At 65.8% G+C, this 19,710-nt stretch carries 15 protein-coding genes and 1 tRNA gene; 11 read left to right on the top strand and 5 right to left on the bottom strand.

The features are described 5' to 3' along the window. Nucleotides 1-52 precede the first annotated feature (52 nt). From PIB44_RS07530 to PIB44_RS07520, 3 genes are all read right to left on the bottom strand, one after another. The gene (locus PIB44_RS07530) at nucleotides 53-532 is read right to left on the bottom strand and encodes an SH3 domain-containing protein (protein ID WP_025976833.1); all 480 of its coding nucleotides are present in this window, start codon (nucleotides 530-532) and stop codon (nucleotides 53-55) included. 369 nt (nucleotides 533-901) lie between these two features. Next, a complete protein-coding gene (locus PIB44_RS07525) occupies nucleotides 902-2,572 on the bottom strand; it encodes a lysine--tRNA ligase (RefSeq protein ID WP_278070926.1) in 1,671 nt (556 codons plus the stop codon). Nucleotides 2,573-2,621: 49 nt separating this feature from the next. Beyond that, a complete protein-coding gene (locus PIB44_RS07520) occupies nucleotides 2,622-3,080 on the bottom strand; it encodes a MaoC family dehydratase (RefSeq protein WP_134580667.1) in 459 nt (152 codons plus the stop codon). Nucleotides 3,081-3,195: 115 nt separating this feature from the next. Between PIB44_RS07520 and queA the strand changes: the two genes are divergently transcribed. The 4 genes from queA to tgt are packed head-to-tail and all read left to right on the top strand — an operon-like array spanning nucleotide 3,196 to nucleotide 6,232. After that, nucleotides 3,196-4,281 carry a tRNA preQ1(34) S-adenosylmethionine ribosyltransferase-isomerase QueA gene (gene queA, locus PIB44_RS07515; protein WP_278070972.1) on the top strand — a complete coding sequence of 362 codons (1,086 nt, stop codon included), beginning with the start codon at nucleotides 3,196-3,198 and terminating at the stop codon, nucleotides 4,279-4,281. Between the two features lie 18 nt (nucleotides 4,282-4,299). After that, on the top strand, nucleotides 4,300-4,584 hold the full coding sequence (locus PIB44_RS07510) for a hypothetical protein (RefSeq protein WP_278070925.1): 285 nt from the start codon (nucleotides 4,300-4,302) through the stop codon (nucleotides 4,582-4,584). Between the two features lie 9 nt (nucleotides 4,585-4,593). Next, entirely contained in the window at nucleotides 4,594-5,064 is a 471-nt protein-coding gene (locus tag PIB44_RS07505) for a hypothetical protein (RefSeq protein WP_278070924.1), read from the top strand. A 55-nt stretch (nucleotides 5,065-5,119) separates the two neighbouring features. After that, on the top strand, nucleotides 5,120-6,232 hold the full coding sequence (gene tgt, locus PIB44_RS07500; protein ID WP_278070923.1) for a tRNA guanosine(34) transglycosylase Tgt: 1,113 nt from the start codon (nucleotides 5,120-5,122) through the stop codon (nucleotides 6,230-6,232). Here tgt and PIB44_RS07495 read toward each other — a convergent pair. Continuing rightward, the gene (locus tag PIB44_RS07495; RefSeq protein WP_025976827.1) at nucleotides 6,229-6,777 is read right to left on the bottom strand and encodes a hypothetical protein; all 549 of its coding nucleotides are present in this window, start codon (nucleotides 6,775-6,777) and stop codon (nucleotides 6,229-6,231) included. The genes tgt and PIB44_RS07495 overlap by 4 nt on opposite strands. A 228-nt stretch (nucleotides 6,778-7,005) precedes the next feature. Here PIB44_RS07495 and PIB44_RS07490 point away from each other — a divergent pair, with 228 nt between their 5' ends. From PIB44_RS07490 to PIB44_RS07475, 4 genes are read left to right on the top strand one after another with little or no spacing between them, the layout of a single operon-like run. Further along, the gene (locus tag PIB44_RS07490; protein WP_278070922.1) at nucleotides 7,006-10,395 is read left to right on the top strand and encodes a response regulator; all 3,390 of its coding nucleotides are present in this window, start codon (nucleotides 7,006-7,008) and stop codon (nucleotides 10,393-10,395) included. Between the two features lie 8 nt (nucleotides 10,396-10,403). Beyond that, the gene (locus PIB44_RS07485) at nucleotides 10,404-11,228 is read left to right on the top strand and encodes a CheR family methyltransferase (protein ID WP_025976825.1); all 825 of its coding nucleotides are present in this window, start codon (nucleotides 10,404-10,406) and stop codon (nucleotides 11,226-11,228) included. 20 nt (nucleotides 11,229-11,248) lie between these two features. Beyond that, nucleotides 11,249-11,800 (top strand): chemotaxis protein CheB, encoded by a 552-nt coding sequence (locus PIB44_RS07480; RefSeq protein ID WP_318035489.1) that lies wholly within the window; start codon nucleotides 11,249-11,251, stop codon nucleotides 11,798-11,800. Further along, a complete protein-coding gene (locus tag PIB44_RS07475; RefSeq protein ID WP_278070920.1) occupies nucleotides 11,797-12,936 on the top strand; it encodes a hybrid sensor histidine kinase/response regulator in 1,140 nt (379 codons plus the stop codon). The genes PIB44_RS07480 and PIB44_RS07475 overlap by 4 nt, the downstream gene beginning before the upstream one ends. Nucleotides 12,937-13,023: 87 nt before the next feature. Here the strand turns inward: PIB44_RS07475 and PIB44_RS07470 are convergent. Next, a tRNA-Lys gene (locus PIB44_RS07470) sits at nucleotides 13,024-13,100 on the bottom strand. Between the two features lie 241 nt (nucleotides 13,101-13,341). On the opposite strand from PIB44_RS07470, the gene PIB44_RS07465 reads away from it, so the two are divergent. From PIB44_RS07465 to PIB44_RS07455, 3 genes are read left to right on the top strand one after another with little or no spacing between them, the layout of a single operon-like run. Further along, on the top strand, nucleotides 13,342-13,614 hold the full coding sequence (locus PIB44_RS07465) for a hypothetical protein (protein ID WP_278070919.1): 273 nt from the start codon (nucleotides 13,342-13,344) through the stop codon (nucleotides 13,612-13,614). 56 nt (nucleotides 13,615-13,670) lie between these two features. After that, nucleotides 13,671-15,458, top strand: coding sequence for an autotransporter assembly complex protein TamA (locus PIB44_RS07460; RefSeq protein WP_025976821.1), 1,788 nt, complete (start codon nucleotides 13,671-13,673; stop codon nucleotides 15,456-15,458). Beyond that, nucleotides 15,455-19,693, top strand: a complete 4,239-nt coding sequence (locus PIB44_RS07455) for a translocation/assembly module TamB domain-containing protein (RefSeq protein WP_278070918.1) — start codon at nucleotides 15,455-15,457, stop codon at nucleotides 19,691-19,693. Before PIB44_RS07460 ends, PIB44_RS07455 begins: the two co-directional genes overlap by 4 nt. Nucleotides 19,694-19,710: the final 17 nt, after the last annotated feature.

The raw sequence follows: 19,710 nt of genomic DNA, 5'->3' as shown, positions 1-19,710 counted from the left end.
CCGCCCCTTTCGGGACGGCCTTCGCTCTGATCGATGCGGGGGAGAAAATCGATCAGTTCGGCGCGACGTAGTGGGCGTTCACCCAACCGCCGCCGGCGATCTGGACCCACTCGCCCTGCGAGCCGATGGCGGTGAACGGCTGACCGGCCGACAGGCTGCCGGTCTGGCGATAGTTGGCGCCCGGGCCCGTGCGAATGCGCAGATTGGAGGTCGCGCGGTAGGAGTTGGCGCCCGCCTGATTGGCCGAACGCGCACGTTGCTGGTTACAGCCGATGTAGGAGCCCGCCGCAGCGCCGGCGCCGGCGCCGACCACCGCGCCGAGCGCGCGCTCATTCTTGGAAACCTGGCTGCCGGCCAGGCCGCCCAGAACGGCGCCGATCGCGGCGCCTGCCTGCTGGCGACCGCCGGGCGCGTCGCAGTTGGTGATGCCGTTGGCCTGAGGCATGGCGGCGGCGCTCATCGGCACGGCGGCGGAACCCAGGGCGGCGAACATTGCGGTGGCGGCCAGACCCGCCTTGAACATCTTCGACATATGTCTCTCCTGTCATCGAGTTGTCGATGGAGGGACAATGCACCGGCGAAGCTGAAGGCTCCCCCAGCCTCGCCGTTATGTTGTGTTCATGTTTAGTGGGCCTACCGCGCTTCGCGCTGCTTGAGGCCATGCTCAGTGGGCCTACCGCCCTTCGCGCTACTTGAGGCCATGCTCAGTGGGCCTACCGCCCTTCGGGCTACTTGAGGCCATGCTCAGTGGGCCGACCGCGCATAGCGCTGCTTGAGGCCACCCCAACGCCATCCCGGAAACGGCGAAGCCATTATCCGGGACCACGGGAAGCGCTGCTCCTCGAGCTTTGGGCGGTCCCGGCTCTACGCCTTGCGGCTTCGGCCGGGATGACGCTCAGGGTCAGGCGGCCAGTTCGCCGTTGGCGCCCGCCTCAAGCAGGGAGATCGTCTGCGGCAGGCCGTAGATGGCCGCAAACGACCCGAAGCGCGGCCCCTGCGAGGCGCCCAGAAGCACCTCGTACAGCGCCTGGAACCAGGCCCGCAGCGGCTCGAACTCATGCGCCTTGCCGACCGCATAGACCTCGCCCTGGATGACCTCTCCGTCGGTGGTGTCGGCCGGCAGCGCCTTCAGCCGTTCGGCCAGATCCAGCAGCGCCGCCTTCTCCTTGTCGTCGGGCAGACGATAGGTCTTCGAGGGCTTCACGAAGTCCTCGTAGTAGTTCAGCGCATAGCCCATCAGCCGGTCCAGCATGGGCTCGCTCTCAGGCGTGGCGTCCGGCAGATATTTGGCGAAATAGGCCCACAGTTGATCCTTGGTCGAGGCGTTGGCCACGCCCACCAGATTCAGCAACAGGGCGAAGGACACTGGCGAGGCGCTCTCAGGCGGCTGGCCCGAATGGATGTGCCACACGGCATTGTCCATCCGCTTGGCCGGTTCCTGCGTCTTGTACTGTTCGATGAAGGACAGATAGTCGTCCGTCGCGCGCGGAATGACGTTGAAATGCAGGCTCTTGGCCGACTTCGGCGACTGGAACATGTACCAGCTCAGGCTCTCGGGCGTGCCGTAGCGCAGCCAGTCCTCCATCGTCAGGCCATTGCCCTTTGATTTAGAAATCTTGCGGCCTTCGATGTCGAGGAAGAGCTCGTAGTTGAAGCCTTCCGGCGGGACGCCGCCGATGGCGCGGCACAGCTTGGACGACTCGCGCACGCTCTCGATCAGGTCCTTGCCCGACATCTCATAGTCGACGTCCAGCGCCGTCCAGCGCATGGCCCAGTCGGGCTTCCACTGCAGCTTCACATGGCCGCCGGTGACGGGAACCTCGGTGCGGCCGCCCGCAGGGTCGTCAAAGACGATCGTGCCCTTTTCGACGTTACGCTCGAGCGTCGGCACCTGCAGCACGTGGCCGGTGATCGGGCTGATCGGCAGGAAGGGCGAATAGGTCGCCCGGCGCTCTTCGCCCAGGGTCGGCAGCATGATGCCCATGACCTTGTCGAAGCGCTCCAGCATGGTCAGCAGGGCCGCGTCGAACCGGCCCGACCGATAGGTCTCGGTCGAGGACATGAACTCATACTCGAAGCCGAAGCTATCGAGGAAGGCGCGCAGGCGGGCGTTGTTGTGCGCGCCGAAGCTGTCGTGCGTGCCGAACGGATCGCGCACCTTGGTCAGCGGCAGATGCAGGTCTTCGCGCAGCATCTCCGAGTTGGGGATGCCCTCGGGCACCTTGCGCAGGCCGTCCATGTCATCGCTGAAGGCGATCAGACGCGTGGCCCAGTGATCGCCGGTCAGGGCGCGAAACGCGTTGCGCACCATGGTTGTGCGCGCCACCTCGCCGAAGGTGCCCATGTGCGGCAGGCCCGACGGGCCGTAACCTGTCTCCAGGATCACCGGCTTGTTCAGCGCCTCAAAGGCGGCCAGAGCCTCGTCCGTCTTGCCCGCGTCGATCAGCAGCTTGGCCGCATCACGCTCCGCGTCCGACAGCCGTTTTTTGAGCACGTGGGCCAGCAGGTTGCGCGCTTGCTCAAACGGCCACGAACGGGCCTCACGGGACAGGGTTTCGAGGTTCTGTAGCATGTACCGGGCTTTGACGCCTTGAAGGCCCGGGGTCAACAGCAGCCGCGTTTTACAGCTGCGCTTCGGCGTTCCGCGGCAGTTGCATCTGGTTCTCAAAGCTCATGGCCAGGTCGCCGTCCTGATTGGTCACCGTCGTCTTGGTGCGGACGACCCCGCGATCAGGCTGGCTCTTGGACGGACGGATCTCGATGATCTCGCGGCGCACCGTCAGGGTGTCGCCGGGCCGCACGGGCCGCACCCACCAGAGGGCGTCGACGTTCATGCCCAGCAGCGGAGTGTCGCCGAAATAGGCTTCATCCACGAACTGACGCATCACGCGCGAGCAGACGTGCCAGCCGCTGGCGATCAGGCCGCCGAACCGTCCCGCCTCGGCCGCCGCCTTGTCGATGTGCATGGGTTGGGGGTCGAACTCGGTCGCGAACGCGATGATCTCCGCCTCGGTCATGGTGAAGGGCTCGCTGGTCCAGCTTTCGCCGACGGTCAGGTCGTCCAGATAGCGATCGGTCATGCACTCAAACTCCCATTGGCTGCGCCTGACATAGCGGCTGGATAGGTTTTCGCCAGTCGACTTTCGGCTGCGCCTCGCTTGACCGCAAAGGCGCGGCGTGAGCATTCCCCGCCCCATGCGGACCTCCGATTTCGACTTCGACCTGCCCGAGGCGTGCATCGCCCTGCGCCCCGCCTACCCGCGCGACTCAGCGCGCCTGCTGGTGGTGAAGGGCGGCGAGCTTCAGGACCGGGTCATCCGCGACCTGCCCGGCTTTCTGGAGCCCGGCGACGCCCTTGTCTTCAACGACACCCGCGTGATCCCCGCCCGTCTGTCCGGCGTGCGCCACCGCACCGGACCAGAAGGCGAGCTTCTGTCCGTGCCAGTCGAGGCCACCCTTCACCACCGCGACGCGCCCGATGTCTGGAGCGCCTTCATGAAGCCCGGCAAGCGCCTGAAGGTCGGCGACCGGGTGCGTTTCGGGCGCGAGGAAGACAACGCCTGCTTCCTGGGCCAGGTCGACGCCGAGATCACCGCCAAGGGCGAGGACGGCCTTGTCACCCTGCGCTTCGATCTGGCGGGCCCGGCGCTGGACGACGCCATCCGCGAGGTCGGTGTCATGCCCCTGCCCCCCTATATCGCCGCCAAGCGGGCCGAGGACGATCAGGATCTGAAGGACTATCAGACCGTCTTCGCCGAGCATGACGGCTCGGTCGCGGCGCCGACGGCGGGTCTGCACTTCACCCCTGCCCTGCTGGACGCCATCCGGGCGCGCGGCGTGACGACCCACGCCGTAACCCTGCATGTCGGCGCCGGCACCTTCCTGCCGGTCAAGGCCGACGACACCGCCGAGCACAAGATGCATTCCGAGTGGGGCGAGGTCTCAGCCGACACCGCCGCCGCCCTGAACGCCGTGCGCGCGGCCGGCGGGCGCATCGTTTGCGTCGGCACCACCTCCTTGCGCCTGCTGGAGAGCGCTGCCACCGAGAACGGCGTGATCCAGCCCTTCCACGGCGACACGGCCATCTTCATCACGCCGGGCTATCGCTTCCGCGCGTGCGACGTGCTGATGACCAACTTCCACCTGCCGAAATCGACGCTGTTCATGCTGGTCAGCGCCTTTGCGGGTCTGGAGACGATGAAGGCCGCATACGCCCACGCCATCGACAATGGTTACCGCTTCTATTCTTATGGCGACGGAAGCCTGCTGTTCAGACAGTAGCGCAGCAGGGGGACGACCATGCACTATCTGAAGACGGCCTCGTTCGGGGGCCTGTTCACCGTGACGTTCGGCGTCGCCGCCGCCTTTCAGATCGCTTTCTTCATCCTTGGCGTCCTGCTGGCGTTTCTATCACCCGGCCTGTTTCACATGAACGGCGCTCCAGCGACGTCGGCGCTTGGCGCCATCGGCGTGCTCATCTTCCTCTTGGTCTTCGGCCTGTGCATAAATGCCGCCATGTCCGCGCTCGGCGCCTTGGTGGTCATGGGGATCAGACACTTCCTGCCGGAGACGAAATCAGCCTAAAAGACAGCCATGATCGACCAACTGCCCGAAAACCTGGCCGCCACCTTTGACATCCTGGCGTCTGCGGCGAGCGAGCTTCAGGATCCCTGGTGGGTGTTCGGGGGCGCAGGCATGGCGCTGTCGGGCCTGTCGGAATGGCATGTGCCGGACGTCGATGTCATGACCAGCCCGCGCGACGCCCGCCGCCTGATCGAAACCCTGCACGGCGAGGCCGTGGAAGACCCCGGCGAGGGCCTGTTCCGCTCTCAGGTCTTCGGCCAAATCCTGACCACGCCCGTCCCGGTCGAGGTGATGGCGCAGATGGATGTGCGCGCAGGCGCCGACTGGACGCCGGTCATTTTCACCACGCGCCAGCCGATCGCCCTGGACGGCGGGACGCTCTATGTTCCCACGGTCGCCGAACAGATCGAGAAATGCCGCCTGTTTGGCCGCCCCAAGGATCTGCAACGCGCAGAGCGGCTGGCGACGCTGCTGCGCTGACTGGCGGTTCAGAAACAGAGGGCCTAAGACGCGGCTCCGCTGCAAGGAACGCTTAATGCCTTTCCCGTTCGAAATTTCCGCTGCCGAAGGCCGCGCCCGCACCGGCGTGCTGAAAACGCCGCGCGGCGACATCCGCACCCCCGCCTTCATGCCCGTCGGCACCGCCGCCACGGTCAAGGCCATGACGGTGGATCAGGTCAAGCAGACGGGCGCGGACATCATTCTGGGCAATACCTATCACCTGATGCTGCGGCCGGGGCCGGAGCGGATGGAGCGTCTGGGCGGCCTGCATAACTTCATGCGCTGGGACAAGCCAATCCTGACAGACTCAGGCGGCTTTCAGGTCATGAGCCTGTCGGGCATTTCCAAGTTGACCGAGGAGGCCGTCACCTTCTCCAGCCACATCGATGGCTCCAAACACGTCCTGACGCCCGAACGCTCGATTCAGATTCAGGCCGACCGCCTCGGCTCCGACATCGTCATGCAGTTGGACGAATGCGTCGCCTGGCCCGCCGAGGAAAAGCGCGCCCGCGAGGGCATGGAGCTGTCGGCGCGCTGGGCCCAGCGATCCAAGAACGCCTTCGGCACGCGCGATGCGCAGGCCTTGTTCGGCATCCAGCAGGGTTCGACCTATGAAAACCTGCGCCGCGAATCCTCGGAACGCCTGCGGGAGATCGGCTTCGACGGCTACGCCATCGGCGGTCTGGCCGTCGGCGAAGGCCATGAGGCCATGTGCGAGGTGCTGGATTATGCGCCCGAGTTCCTGCCCAAGGACCGACCGCGCTATTTGATGGGCGTCGGCAAGCCCATCGACCTGGTCGAGGCGGTCTATCGTGGCGTCGACATGTTCGACTGCGTCCTGCCGACCCGCGCCGGGCGTCACGGCCAGGCCTGGACCTGGGACGGCCCGCTGAACCTCAAGAACGCCCGCTTCGCCGAGGATCAGGACCCGCTGGATCCTGAGGTTCCGTGCCCCGCCTCGCAGGACTATTCAAAGGCTTACCTGCATCACCTGATCCGCGCCGACGAGATCCTCGGCAAGATCCTGCTCAGCTGGCACAACATCGCCTTCTTCCAGGCGCTGACGGCCGCCATGCGCGCCGCCATAGCCGAGGGCCGGTTTGAACAGTTCCGCCGCGATTTCCGCGCTCGGCACCTGAAAGCCTAGCCTCGACGGGGGACGAAGCCGGCAGGCGCGGCCGGCGGCGCGCAGTTCCGCTGCATCCCCACGCCCTTCAGGAAAGAGCGGCGACGCAGGCCCGCCTGAATCGCCGACTGCACGTGCTTGCTGTGCGCGTCGGCGCCGGTCAGACGACGAACCCAGCTGCGCGCCGGGATAAAATCGGTGACTGTCCCGCGAACGGCGTCAAGCGTCGCCCCGGCCGCAGCATCGGCCGCCCGCTCGCTCATATAGGAGCCGTCCTGCGACGGCGGTCCATCCGTGTCAGGCCCCAGCGCCTCGTCCAGCCGGGCGATCTCGGCCCCGATGGTGCGGCAGCTATTCAAGTTGCGCAGGTCATAGGGATTGGCTTCAGCTTGCAGAAGAATGGTCGGGATTTCATCACGGCGCAGGTTCAGGTCTTCCAGCGGCGCGGTGACGGCGTCGCCCAGCCCGGCTCCGACCTTTTGCGCGCCCCCGCGCGCAGAAGCGCCCGCGTTACAGCCGCAAAGAGCAAGGGAAACGGCGACGGCGGGCAAAATGAGAGATCGCATGGCCCGCGTTAAATCACGACACCCTCCGGCACGCCAGACAGCTGCCTCTGATCATTTGGCGCCCTGCTTTTTGACAGCGCGCAGCCGCGCAAGTGCATCGAGTACTGTGCGTCGAATCCATCCTAGGATATGGCTGCGTCGGTGACGCGCCCGGATGGGGCTCGAGCACGGTCGTCACAGAGGCTCTTCGTAATGAAATCACCAAGCCGTCCGTCCGCAGGGTCGAAGATGGAAAAACTGGCGACGCTCGGAATGGCGCTCGTCCTGGCGTTTTTCCTCGCTACCGGCCTTGTCGCGTGGCGCAATGTCGATGTTCTGCGCGCAAACAACCGGCAGATCATTCACACCCACGAGGTGATCGTCGCCGTCGACGAGCTGCTGTCGGCGGCGCAAAACGCCGAAACCGGGCAGCGGGGCTATCTGCTGACCGGCGATGTGCAATACCTCGAGCCATACGAGGCAGCGTCGCGCGACCTGACGCACCAGTTGGAAAAGTTGACGGGTTTAACCCGCGACAACCCGACCCAGCAGGCGCACCTTAATGAGCTACGCCGTCATCTCGCCGCCAAGATGAGCGAGCTGGACGCCACGCTTCAAGCCCGCCGCGCCGAAGGCGTTCAGGGGGCGATCTCACGCATGTCCTCTGGTCACGGCCTTCGCGAGATGGACGCCATTCGCGACCAGATCGCGTTGATGCGTCAGGAAGAACAACGCGTCCGGCGCCTGCGCCTGAACGAAATGGACGCTGCCTATCGCACGGCATTGATCAGCGGCCTGTTGTCCGGGCTGTTGGGAGCGGTGCTGAGCGTAAGCGTTTTCACCCTGATCCGCCGTTCTGCACGCAGCCGCGCGCGGCAGGAGTGGTTGCATGAAGGCCAGGTGGGTCTGGCCGCGGCCATGATGGGCGACCAGTCGCTTGAGATGCTCGCCGACAACATCCTGGCCTATCTCGGTCGCTATACCGGGGTCCAGGCGGCGGCGCTTTTCAAGGGCGAGGGCGGCCTTTACCGCCGGGTCGCAGCGCTCGGCGTTCCCTCCGACGCTTCCGTCCCCCAGCGATTTGGTCAGCGGGAAGGCCTGCTGGGCCAAGTGGCCTCAGAGGGCGAAATCCTGACCATAACCGATGTGCCGGACGGCTATCTGACAATCGGCTCGGCGCTCGGGCGCGATAAGCCCCGCCATCTGGTTATCGCCCCGGCGCGGGCTGACGGCGCCGTAAACGCGGTGATGGAGCTAGGCTTCCTCCATGCGCCGGATGACCGACTGGTCTCCCTGCTCGAAGAGGTCGGCCCCGCCATCGGAACCGCCCTGCGCTCGGCCCGCTATCGCGCCCAGTTGCAGAATATGCTGGAGGAAACCCAGCGCCAATCCGAGGAGCTCCAGGTTCAAAGCGAGGAGCTCCGCGTCTCTAACGAAGAGCTGGAAGAACAGGGTCGGGCGCTCAAGGAATCCCAGTTCCGCCTCGAACAGCAGCAAGCCGAGTTGGAACAGACCAACAGCCAGCTGGAGGAACAGGCTCAGATCCTGGAAACCCAGCGCGACGACCTGGAGCGCGGCGCCGCCGCCCTCACGCTCAAGGCCCGCGAACTGGAGCAAGCCAGCCAGTACAAGTCCGACTTCCTGGCCAACATGTCCCACGAGTTGCGGACGCCGCTGAATTCTCTGCTGATCCTGTCCAAGTTGCTGGCGGACAATCCCGAGGGGAGCCTGTCGGAGGAACAGGTCAACTACGCCCGCACCATTCAGTCGTCGGGGAACGATCTTCTGGCCCTGATCAACGACATCTTGGACCTGTCCAAGATCGAGGCCGGCCACATCCAGGCGCACCCGGAAGCCGTCTCGATGCAGCGGCTGACCGAGGACCTCCGTCAGACCTTCCAGCCCATCGCCGATGATCGCGGCCTGCCGTTCGAGATTGAGGTGGATGCGAGCGTCGATCTGATGGAGACGGACCGTCAGCGGCTTGAGCAAATTCTCAAGAACCTGTTGTCCAACGCCTTCAAATTTACCGAAAGCGGCTTGGTTAAACTGGGCATATCCGCCCTGCCCGGCGACGAGATCGCCTTCGCGGTCTCAGACACCGGCATCGGCATTTCACCCGAGCAGCAGAAGGGCGTTTTCGAGGCCTTCCAGCAGGCGGACGGCACCATCAGCCGCAAATACGGCGGAACAGGGCTGGGGCTCTCAATCTCGCGCGAACTGGCGCGTCTTCTGGGCGGCCGAATCGAGCTGAAAAGCCGCGTCGGCGAAGGCAGCGTCTTCACCCTTGTTCTCCCGCGGATCTATGACGCCGGACGGGTGGCTTCGCGTCAGGCTGCGCCCGCGGCCGCGCCCCCGCTGCCTTCTCCGGCGGCGTCAAACCCCAGGCCCGCCGCCCCTCGCCCTCTGTCCGCGAGCGTTGAGGACGACCGGGACAACCTCGCCGGAAACCGACGGCTGCTGCTGGTGGTCGAAGACGACGGCCGGTTCGCCGCCATCGTGCGCGATCTTTCCCGCGAACTGGGCTTCAAATGCATCGTCGCCGGTACGGCGGAAGAAGCGCTGAAGCTGGCGAAACGCCATCGCCCCAGCGCGGTCGTGCTGGATATCGGCCTGCCCGACCAGTCCGGCCTGACCGTTCTGGACGAACTCAAGCGCGACGACGACACCCGCCACATCCCCATCCACGTCGTCTCGGGCGAAGATCACAGCCAGACCGCCCTTTCGCTGGGAGCGATCGGCTATCTGATCAAACCGGTGAAGCGGGAGGACCTCGCCGAGGTCCTGCGCAACCTGGAGGAAAAGCTGACCCGCACCGTCCGGCGCGTCCTGATCGTCGAGGACGACCTGGTTCAGCGCGATGCGGTCAGCCGCCTGCTGAGTTCCGGCGACGTCGAGACGGTCGGCGTAGGCACCGCCGCAGAGTGTCTGGAGCAACTCAAGACCCAGACCTTCGACTGCATGGTGCTGGACCTGACGCTGCCGGACGCCTCGGGCTTCTCTCTTCTGGAGACCCTCAGCCGCGACACCGGCCACAGCTTCCCGCCGGTCATCGTCTACACCGGCCGGGATCTGTCGCCCGATCACGAACAACAGCTGCGCCGCTATTCCAGCTCAATCATCATCAAGGGCGCCAAGTCGCCGGAACGGCTTCTGGACGAGGTCTCCCTGTTCCTGCACCAGGTCGTTTCGGAACTGCCGCCCGAGCAGCAGAAGATGATCCGCAAGGCCCGCAACCGCGACGCTGTTCTCGAAGGCCGCCGCATTCTGATCGTCGAGGACGACGTGCGTAACGTCTATTCCTTGACCAATGTGCTCGAACCGCGCGGCGCCCTGGTCGAGATCGCCCGCAACGGCAAGGAGGCGCTGGAGGCGCTGGAGCGCTCATCAACCGACCCGTCCCAGGCGGTCGATCTGGTTCTGATGGATGTGATGATGCCGGTCATGGACGGTCTGACGGCGACCCGCGAGCTGAGAAAAGATCCGCGCTGGAAGACTTTGCCGGTGCTGATGCTTACGGCCAAGGCCATGCCGGACGATCAGGAACGCTGCATGGCGGCCGGCGCCAACGACTACATGGCCAAGCCGCTGGACGTGGACAAGCTGCTGTCCCTCGTGCGCGTCTGGATGCCGCGCTGAGCCCGTTCATGCCCCACCAGACCGAAGACATCGAGATCGGCCTGCTGCTGGAAGCGTTATACCAGCGCTACCATTACGACTTCCGCCACTACGCGCGGGCGTCCATTAAGCGTCGCCTGTTGCAGGCGCGCAGCCATTTCAACATGCCCAGCCTGACGGCTCTTCAGGAACGCGTGCTGCACGATCCCGAAATGCTGCCGCGTCTTCTCGCATTTCTGACCGTTCAGGTCAGCGAGATGTTCCGCGATCCCGGCTATTTCCGAGCCCTGCGCGAACAGGTTCTGCCTCACCTGCGCACCTATCCGTCGCTGAAGGTCTGGATCGCGGGCTGCAGCGCCGGCGAAGAGCTCTATTCCATGGCAATTCTGTTTCGCGAAGAAGGCCTGTTCGACCGTACCCTGTTCTACGCCACGGACATCAATCCTGAGGCCCTGAGGGCCGCCGAGGCCGGGATATATCCGCTCGACCGCATCCGCAAATTCACTGAAAACCATCAAAATTCAGGCGGGCGATCATCCCTCTCCGACTACTACACAGCGGACTATGGGCGGGCCGTCTTCGACAAGTCGCTACGCGCCAATGTCGTCTTCTCGGATCACAGCCTGGTCACGGACGCCGTCTTTGCGGAGATGCAGTTGATCTCCTGCCGCAACGTGATGATCTATTTCGACCGAGGTCTTCAGGACCGGGCCGTCGGGCTGTTCAAGGATTCTCTGGCGCGACAAGGGTTCCTGGGCGTGGGGTCTAAGGAAAGCCTGCGCTTTTCGAAGCACGCAGCCGCCTTCACCGAGTTTGTGCCCGAAGAAAAAATCTACAGGAAACGCGAGCCATGAGCCGCGCCTCGGACCGGGCCGTGGTGATCGGCGCCTCCGCCGGGGGCGTCCAGGCTCTGCTCGCCCTGCTGCCCGCCTTGCCTGCAGACTTTCCCTGGCCGATCTTCGTCGTCCTTCACGTCCCGGCCGACCGCAGCAGTGTTCTGGCGCCTCTTTTCGAGGCCAAATGCGGGCTCAAGGTGAAGGAGGCCGAGGACAAGGAGACGGCCCGTCCTGGAGTGGTCTATTTCGCCCCCTCCGATTACCATCTTCTGGTTGAAGAAAACGGCGACCTGGCCCTGTCATCCGACGAAGCGATCAACTATTCACGCCCCTCCATTGACGTGCTGTTCGAGAGCGCGGCGGACGCCTATGGCGAGGGCTTGATCGGCATCATCCTGACCGGCGCTAACAATGACGGAGCAGCCGGGCTCAAGGCGGTGCACGCTGCGGGCGGCGTCGCCCTGGTGCAGGACCCGGCGGCCGCCTATGCCCGGGCAATGCCTCAGGCTGCTTATCAGGCCTGTAACGCCGCGCTCGTGCTGCCGCTCGAACGCATCGCCGACTATCTGAAAGGTCTCGACAGAGAATGACCAGCACGGAACAGCCGATTCATCTCCTGCTGGTCGACGATCTGGAGGAAAACCTGCTGGCGCTGGAAGCTCTGCTGAAAAGCGAGGGCGTCGTCTGCCTGAAGGCCCGTTCGGGCGACGAAGCGCTGGAACTTTTGCTGGTTCATGATGTCGCCCTGGCCCTGCTCGACGTGCAGATGCCTGGCATGGACGGTTTTCAGTTGGCCGAGTTCATGCGCGGCAATGTGAACGTCCGCCATATCCCCATCATCTTCGTCACGGCTGGAAGCGCCGACCTTCAGCGCCGCTTCAGGGGCTATGAAGCGGGCGCGGTGGACTTCATCCAGAAACCGATCGAGGCGGACATACTGCGCAGCAAGGCCAAGGTCTTCATCGACCTGTATCGCCAGCGCATGGAAAGCCTCGCCCAGCGCGACGAACTAAAAGCCTACGCCAACGCCCTGCGCGAGGCGGATCGGCGCAAGAACGACTTCATCGCCATGCTGGGCCATGAACTGCGCAATCCCATCATGGCCATCCACGCCGGACTTCAGCTGCTGCAACGCCAGTCGGACGAAGAGCGCAAGGCGGTGATTCACGCCCGCATGGAGGTCCAGGCTCATCACCTTTCGCGTCTGATCGAAGACCTTCTGGACGTCGCCCGCATCGACCAAGGCAAAATTTCGCTCAAACGCGAACGGATAAGCCTGCAAAGCGTCATCGACTCCGCCATCGACACCAGCCGCCCGAAAATCGAGGCCGCGTCGCACGAGCTAACGGTCTCCGTGCCGCCCGAGCCGGTGTGGTTGCACGGCGACTTCACGCGCCTGTCCCAGGTGATCAGCAACCTGCTCGCCAACGCCGCCAAATACACCCCGTGCAAAGGCCGCATCCACCTGTCCGTCGACAGCGAGGTAGATCAGATCCGAATTAATGTCGCCGACAACGGCATCGGCGTCTCGCCTGAGCTGAAAGGCCGAATCTTTGAACTGTTCGCCCAGTCCAAAGGCCCCGACGACCGCTCCCGCGACGGCCTGGGCATCGGCCTGGCCCTGGTCAAGCAGTTGGTCGAACTGCACGAAGGCACGATCGATCTCGTCAGCGAAGGCCCTGGCCGGGGCAGCTGCTTCACGGTGCGTTTGCCGCTCAGCGCGTGACATATGGACCAGCGTCTCGCCAAGGCGCTGTTTCAGGTCACGAGGCCGACAGGCCGCCTCACCATGCAATGATTTCTGGGTGGGAAGTGGTACGCCCCCCCGGGCTCGAACCGGGGACCCTCTGATTAAAAGTCAGATGCTCTAACCAACTGAGCTAGGGGCGCACATCGCGTCTGCGAAGAGGCGCGGAACATACGGTCGAGTTTCTGATCCGGCAAGCCGATATTTCGGAAAATTTGTGGGAAAACAAACACCCCCGATATGCCAGGCGGGAAACGGTCTGGAAGAGGCGCCGCAACCCTCGTTCAGGTTCAGATTGCGTTCAGAGAGTCGGAGCCACACCGTGTCGAGCGGGAACCTCCGCGCCCTTTTTCACGTTTCCAGCCCCTGAAAGGGGGAATCTCCATGAGCCAATTCATTCCGAAGCGTCTGCTGCTCGGCGCCGTCGCCCTGGGCGGCGTCGCTGCGCTGGCGGCCTGCGAGGAGCCTAGCCGGGAACCGGCCCCTGCCCCCGCGCCGGTCGTCGAACCCGAAACCCCCGCCGCCGAGGACGCCGCCGCGCCGACAGCAGCAGAAGCCCCCGACACGCCGTCGACCGCGCCTGTCAAGGCCCTGCCGCCCGACCAGCGGTCGTCCGAGGAGACGGTGCAGCCTGAAAGCGATACGCTGTTTTACTGATTCCATCGGCGTAGACGGCTAAGTGCGGCGCGTTCACCACTACACAGGGTTCAGATTTGACGTCGAGGCTCCCCCTCCTTCTCGCCACCGCGGCCCTGTGCGCCTTCGCCACACAGGCGGCTGCCGAGCCGAGGGCCCAGATTCGCGGCGAGATCGACGCCGATCTGAAACGACAGCTGGAACAGGCGGTGGGCCAGGTCGACGGCGCGCCCGCCAATCGCTTTGAAGCTCGTCGTCGCGCGCGGGCGGCGCTGGAATCGGCGCAGGCCCTGCTGCGGTCTGAGGGCTATTATCAGGCCACGGTCCAGGATCAGGTCGAAGGCGAGGAAACGCCTGTCGCCATCGTCGAGGTCACGCCCGGCCGCCGGTTCCTGCTGGGAGAAGCCAAGGTCAACTGGAGCGCGCCTGCCCCGGACGCAGACACCAGCGCGGCGGTGATAGAGAACATCAAGCTGAAGCCCGGCGAGCCGGGCCGAGCGGCCGACGTGCTGGCGGCTGAGGGACGCTTAATCGCCGATCTGACCCGGCGCGGCTATGCCGACGCCGTCGCCCAGCCCCGCCGCGTCGTCGTGGATCACGCGACTTTTCTGGTGGAGCCTGGATTCAATGTGGCGTCGGGCGAACTGGTGCGGCTGGACGGCATCCAGTTGCGCACGCGCGGGCCGACCAAGCCCGATTGGGTCCAGAGCCTTGTCCCCTGGCGTGAAGGCGACCGCTACGATCCAGAAGACGTCGCCGAGCTTGAGCGCCGCCTGCTGGACACCGGCGTGTATGACGGCGTGGGCGTCGCCCTGTCGTCGCTGGACGATACGCGCCCGGACGGCTTGAGGCCGGTTGTCGTCACCTTGGCGGATCGGCCGGTCAGCCTGCTTGAGGCGGGCGCCAGCTATTCGACCTACGAAGGCGTCGGCGTCGATGTCTTCCGCACCCGCTACAACCGCTTCGGCCGCGCCGACACGCTGCGGTATGGCGCGCGGATCGCCAGCATCGACAGCCGTATCGGCGGCGAGTGGTCGCAGCCCCACTGGCGGCGGGCGGGTCGGACGCTGAAACTGTCGTCCTTCATCGTCAACGAACAGACCGACGCCTATGACCGCAGCGCCCTGACCATGGCCGCGGACCTGTCACAGCGGCTCGGCAAGACCTCATGGTTCAGCTACGGCGTCGGCGTGGACGCCGGGCGATACACGGAATACCGCTTCGATCCCGAAACGCAGACACCGATCACCCTGGACCGGGATCTGGCCATCGTCACCCTGCGGGGCAGCGCCTATATGGACCGCTCCAATGATCCGCTGAACCCGACGACCGGCTACCGCCTGTCCGTTTCGGCCCAGCCGACCGCCGTGACGGGCGAGGATACGGTCATGTTCCTGCGCACCGAGGGACAGGCCAGCGCCTATCTGCCGCTGCAGGACGGCGCCAAGACGGTTCTGGCCGGGCGCGCCCGTATCGGCTCGATCATCGGCGGCGAAGAGCTGACGGTGCCCTCTGACCGCCTGTTCTACTCCGGCGGCGGCGGCTCGGTGCGCGGCTATTCCTATCAGAGCATCAACCCGCGCCTGCCGGACAACCGTCCGCGCGGCGGCCTGTCGCTGTTTGAAACCTCGCTGGAGGTGCGGCGCGATATCGGCGAGAAGTTCCAGGCTGTCGCCTTTGTCGACGGCGGCGCCGTCGGCTTTCAGGAAACGCCGAACTTCAGCAACATGCGTTACGGCGCAGGGGTCGGCGTCCGCTACAAGCTGCCGTTCGGTCCCGTCCGCGCCGACATCGCCTTCCCGCTGAACAAGCGCGAAGGCGATTCGGGATTTCAGCTCTACATCAGCATCGGCCAGGCGTTTTGACCGACACTCCTCCGCCTCACGAAACGGGCGCAGACGTCGCCGACACGCCCGCTGAAAAGGCGAAGCGCAAACGCACCCGGCTTCAGCTGGCCGCCTTCATCGCAGGGATCGTTTCGGCTGGCGTTCTGGCGCTGGTCATCGTCGCCCTGGTCGGCGGGCGGATGTATCTGGTTTCCGATCCGGGCCGCGAACTGATCACCAGCTTCGTCGCCGGCAAGAAGATCAGCCGCTACGGACGCATCAACGTCGAAGGCCTGCAGGGCGACCTGTTCAACGATTTCCGCCTGAAACGCATCACCGTGACCGACGAAAAGGGCGTCTGGCTCGAAGCGACCGACGTGCGCGTCGACTGGTCCTATTGGCCCCTTCTGGCGCGACGTTTTCACGCCACCGAAGTCAGCGCGGGTCAGATCCGTCTGCTGCGTCGCCCTGAGTTGGAGGCGCCCACCGAGCCGGGCGGCCCGCAAGCCATCTCCATCGACATCGACCGCTTCAGCGCCAATGTCGAATTGATGGAAGATTTCTCCAAGGAATACGGCCGCTGGACGCTGAGCGGCGACGCCGCCATTCCGCGCAAGGGCGTCAAGACCGCCAACGTCAACGCCTATAGCCTGAACCGCAAGGGCGACTACCTGCGCCTGGCCGCCGCCTTCGGCGACAAGCCCGAAGACCTGCGCGTCAACCTGCGCGCCAACGAGGCCCAGGGCGGGCCGATCGCCGGTTCGCTGGGCTATTCTCCCGACCAGCCCTTCTCGGCCGTCGCCGTGGTGAATGGCGAGGTCATCGACGTGACCGTGCAGACCGGGCAATTCCGCCCCCTACTGGTCAAGGGGACCTATGGCGACAACGGCGCCAAAGTCGCGGGCTATGCCGACTTCTCGGGCTCCGACCTGCTGCAGCCGTTCGTCGAGCGCATCGGCCGCACCGCCCGCTTCGGCTTCGCCATGACGCCGGACGCCAAACGCGAAGGCTATCAGGGCGTGGCCTGGCGCCTGTACGCCGACAACATCGAATCCAGCGCGCGCGGCCTGATCCGCACGACGGACAACACCGCGCCGGAAGGCATCAACCTGGAAGTGACCACACCGTCGCTCAGCCGTCTGGTCGGCAACCCGGTCGCCGGTCCGGCCGCCTATACCGGCGTGTTCAAGGGCGACGCTCAGGCCTGGAGCCTGCAGGGCTCCGCCAGCCTGCTCAACGCTGACATCGCCTCCTATCGCGCCACGCGTATCTCCGGCCCGGTCAATATCGCCGCCAACAAGGGCCGCATCGACGTGACGACAGACGTCCGCGCTGTCGGCGGTTCGTCAGCAGGCATCATCGGAGCGCTCCTGGGCTCGACGCCGCGTATCCAGATGGAGGGCGCCCGCATGGCCGATGGCGCCATGCTGCTGAAAAAGGTCGATGCGCGCGGCCAGGGCCTGACCCTGACCGGCTCGGGCGGACGCAGCCTGAACGGCGGCCTGAACTTTACGGGTCGCGCCGAACTGACAGACCTGTCGCGCATCCGAAACGGCGCTAGGGGCGCCTTCGGCGGACCGATCCGCGCTTCCTCGGCAAGAGCCGGCGCGCCCTGGGTCCTCAGCTTCGACGGGCGCGGCTCGCGCATGGCCATCGGCATGGAAGAGCTGGATCGTCTGCTGGGCGCCCAACCGCGTCTGCAACTGGCCGGTTCGCTGAACGACGGCGTCGTCTCCATCAACACCGGCGAACTGACCGGCGCCGCCGGACGCGCAGGCGCCAAGGGGCGTATCGAAGGCTCTAAACTGCGCCTCGCCCTGGACTGGGACGCGCGCGGCCCGTTCGGCGTCGGCCCGGTCGCCATCGACGGCGCCATGTCGGGCGACGGCGCCCTGACCGGCACCCTGGCCCAGCCGCGCGCCGACCTGCGCGCCGCCTTCGACAAGGTGGCTGCGGGCGGGCTGATCCTGACCAACGCTGACTTGATCCTCAGCTTCCGCAAGGGCGCCGACGCCTCTGACGGCCGCATTTTACTGACCTCCGGCTCGAACTACGGACCGGCGCGCGCCTCGGGCAACTTCTATCTGGGCGGTCCGCGTCTGCGCCTGTCGGATGTCGACGTGAACGCCGGCGGGGTCACGGCCCAGGGCGATGTGGCCCTGTCGAACAACTTCCCCTCTAGCGCCGATCTGACCTTCACCGCGCGCCAGGGCGCCTTCCTGGCCTCCGGCGAGGCCAACGGCCGCGTGCGCCTGACCGAGGGCGCGGGCGATCAGACGGCCGTGCTGGACGTGACCGGCCGCAACGTGCGCCTGACGGGCCAGGACTGGACCCTGCGCAACCTGTCGCTGAAGGGCCAGGGCACGCTGGACCGCCTGCCCTTCACCGTGGCCGCCGACGTGGGCGGCGCCAATCCGGTCCAGTTCAACGGCGCGGGCGAATACTCCCGCCAGGGCCCGGCGCAGAGCCTGACGCTGCGCGGCGGCGGCCGCGTGCGCGACATCGCCTTCACCACCCGCGCACCCGCTGTCTTCGCCATCAACGGCGACGGCCGCGTGGCGCGCCTGGACCTGGGCGTCGGCGGCGGCGTCCTGACCGGCGAGCTGAAGCAGGACAAGCAGGGTGCGGCCATTCAAGCCGACATGACCAATGTCGAAATGGGTTCGCTCCTCCCCGATCTTCGCGGTCAGGTCACCGGCCGCATCTCGATGCAAGGCCAAGGCGACGCTCTGCGCGGCTCGGCCAATGTGGACCTGAAACAGCTGCGCAGCATCGACGCGCCGCGCGGTCTGGCGGTCGACGGCACGCTGAACGCCGACCTGACCAGCGACGTCCTGCGCCTGCGCGCCCAGGCCCATGACGGAACCGCCGTCCAGGCGACAGCCGACGTCAGCCTGCCGGTCGAAACCTCGGCCGCCCCCTTGCGTCTGGCCATCGCCCGGACCCGGGACATGTCGGGCCAGGTGGCTATTCGTGGGCAGATCCAGCCGATCTGGGACCTGTTCCTGGGCGGCGCCCAATCCCTGTCCGGTCAGGTGAACGGTCAGGCCACGCTGGCGGGCACGCTGAACGCGCCCCGACTGAACGGCCGGCTGGACATGACGCAAGGCGCCTTCCGCGACAGCGCCTCGGGCCTGCGCCTGGAGAATGTGACCCTCGCCAGCCGCTTCAACGACAGCCAAGCCGTCATAGAGCGGTTCCAGGCTACCGATGGGCTGAAAGGCGAGGTGTCCGGCAATGGCGATCTCGGCCTGCGTCAAGGATCGCCCTCAACCCTGCGGTTGGAGCTGACGCGCTTCCGCATCATCGACAACGACATCGCACAGGCCCGCGCCAACGGTCGTTTGACCGCCGTGCGCGGCGCCGACGGCAACATCCAGCTGACCGGCGACCTGAACATCGACGAGGCCGAGATCTCGCCGAACCTGCCCGGCTCCAACGGCATCGTCAAAATGGACGTGGTCGAGATCAACCGCCCCGGCGGCGATCCTGTCGAAGCCGAGGAGAAGGCGCGGGGCGGTCCCAGGATCGGCCTGAACCTCAACCTGACCGGACGGGAAATCCACGTGCGCGGACGCGGGCTGAACGTCGAACTGTCCGCCAATGCGCGCGTGCGCGGCACCATCGCCGATCCCCAGTTGTCCGGCACGGCCAACGTCGTGCGCGGCGACTATGAGTTTGCAGGCAAGCGTTTTGTCTTTGATGATCGCGGCTCCGTCACCTTGTCGACCGACCCCGCGCGGATTCGTCTGAACCTTGAGGCTGTCCGCGAAGACCCGGCGCTCACCGCCGTGATCAAGGTCACCGGGACCGCGGCCGAACCCAAGATCCAGCTGACCTCCACCCCTGCCCTGCCCCAGGATGAAATCCTGTCCCAGGTGCTCTTCGGCCGATCGGCGGCGCAGCTGTCGCCGTTCGAGGCGGCCCAGCTCGCCTCGGCGGTGGCGTCCTTGGCCGGCGGCGGGGGCTTCGACGTGATCGGCAACCTGCGCGAACTGGCCGGGCTGGACCGCCTGTCCTTCAGCGGCGAGGCCTCCAGCCTCACCGTTGCGGGCGGCCGCTACATCACCGACGACGTCTACCTGGAAGTCATCGGCGGCGGAGAACGCGGTGCTGCGGTCAGCGTGGAGTGGCAGGTGCGCCGCAACCTTGCCGTGGCCTCTAAGTTCGGCGGCGAAGGCGACACCTCCCTGTCCGTCCGCTGGCGGCGCGAAGGCCCCCGCCCCGGCGGCGAACGCCGCGACCGCAGGCCTAACGCCTCCGCTCGACGCTGATCCGAGGCAGATCGGCG

The sequence above is a fragment of the Brevundimonas sanguinis genome (assembly GCF_029636725.1).
Lineage (GTDB): Bacteria > Pseudomonadota > Alphaproteobacteria > Caulobacterales > Caulobacteraceae > Brevundimonas > Brevundimonas sanguinis.
The sequence above is the reverse complement of the archived record's forward strand: the minus strand, read 5'-3'. Positions and strand labels throughout refer to the sequence as shown.

What these genes read in the sequence shown, in the direction of transcription:
- PIB44_RS07530 (WP_025976833.1), bottom strand. Translation starts at nt 532, where the DNA reads ATGTCGAAGATGTTCAAGGCGGGTCTGGCCGCCACCGCAATGTTCGCC.
- PIB44_RS07525 (WP_278070926.1), bottom strand. Translation starts at nt 2,572, where the DNA reads ATGCTACAGAACCTCGAAACCCTGTCCCGTGAGGCCCGTTCGTGGCCG.
- PIB44_RS07520 (WP_134580667.1), bottom strand. Translation starts at nt 3,080, where the DNA reads ATGACCGATCGCTATCTGGACGACCTGACCGTCGGCGAAAGCTGGACC.
- queA (WP_278070972.1), top strand. Translation starts at nt 3,196, where the DNA reads ATGCGGACCTCCGATTTCGACTTCGACCTGCCCGAGGCGTGCATCGCC.
- PIB44_RS07510 (WP_278070925.1), top strand. Translation starts at nt 4,300, where the DNA reads ATGCACTATCTGAAGACGGCCTCGTTCGGGGGCCTGTTCACCGTGACG.
- PIB44_RS07505 (WP_278070924.1), top strand. Translation starts at nt 4,594, where the DNA reads ATGATCGACCAACTGCCCGAAAACCTGGCCGCCACCTTTGACATCCTG.
- tgt (WP_278070923.1), top strand. Translation starts at nt 5,120, where the DNA reads ATGCCTTTCCCGTTCGAAATTTCCGCTGCCGAAGGCCGCGCCCGCACC.
- PIB44_RS07495 (WP_025976827.1), bottom strand. Translation starts at nt 6,777, where the DNA reads ATGCGATCTCTCATTTTGCCCGCCGTCGCCGTTTCCCTTGCTCTTTGC.
- PIB44_RS07490 (WP_278070922.1), top strand. Translation starts at nt 7,006, where the DNA reads ATGGAAAAACTGGCGACGCTCGGAATGGCGCTCGTCCTGGCGTTTTTC.
- PIB44_RS07485 (WP_025976825.1), top strand. Translation starts at nt 10,404, where the DNA reads ATGCCCCACCAGACCGAAGACATCGAGATCGGCCTGCTGCTGGAAGCG.
- PIB44_RS07475 (WP_278070920.1), top strand. Translation starts at nt 11,797, where the DNA reads ATGACCAGCACGGAACAGCCGATTCATCTCCTGCTGGTCGACGATCTG.
- PIB44_RS07465 (WP_278070919.1), top strand. Translation starts at nt 13,342, where the DNA reads ATGAGCCAATTCATTCCGAAGCGTCTGCTGCTCGGCGCCGTCGCCCTG.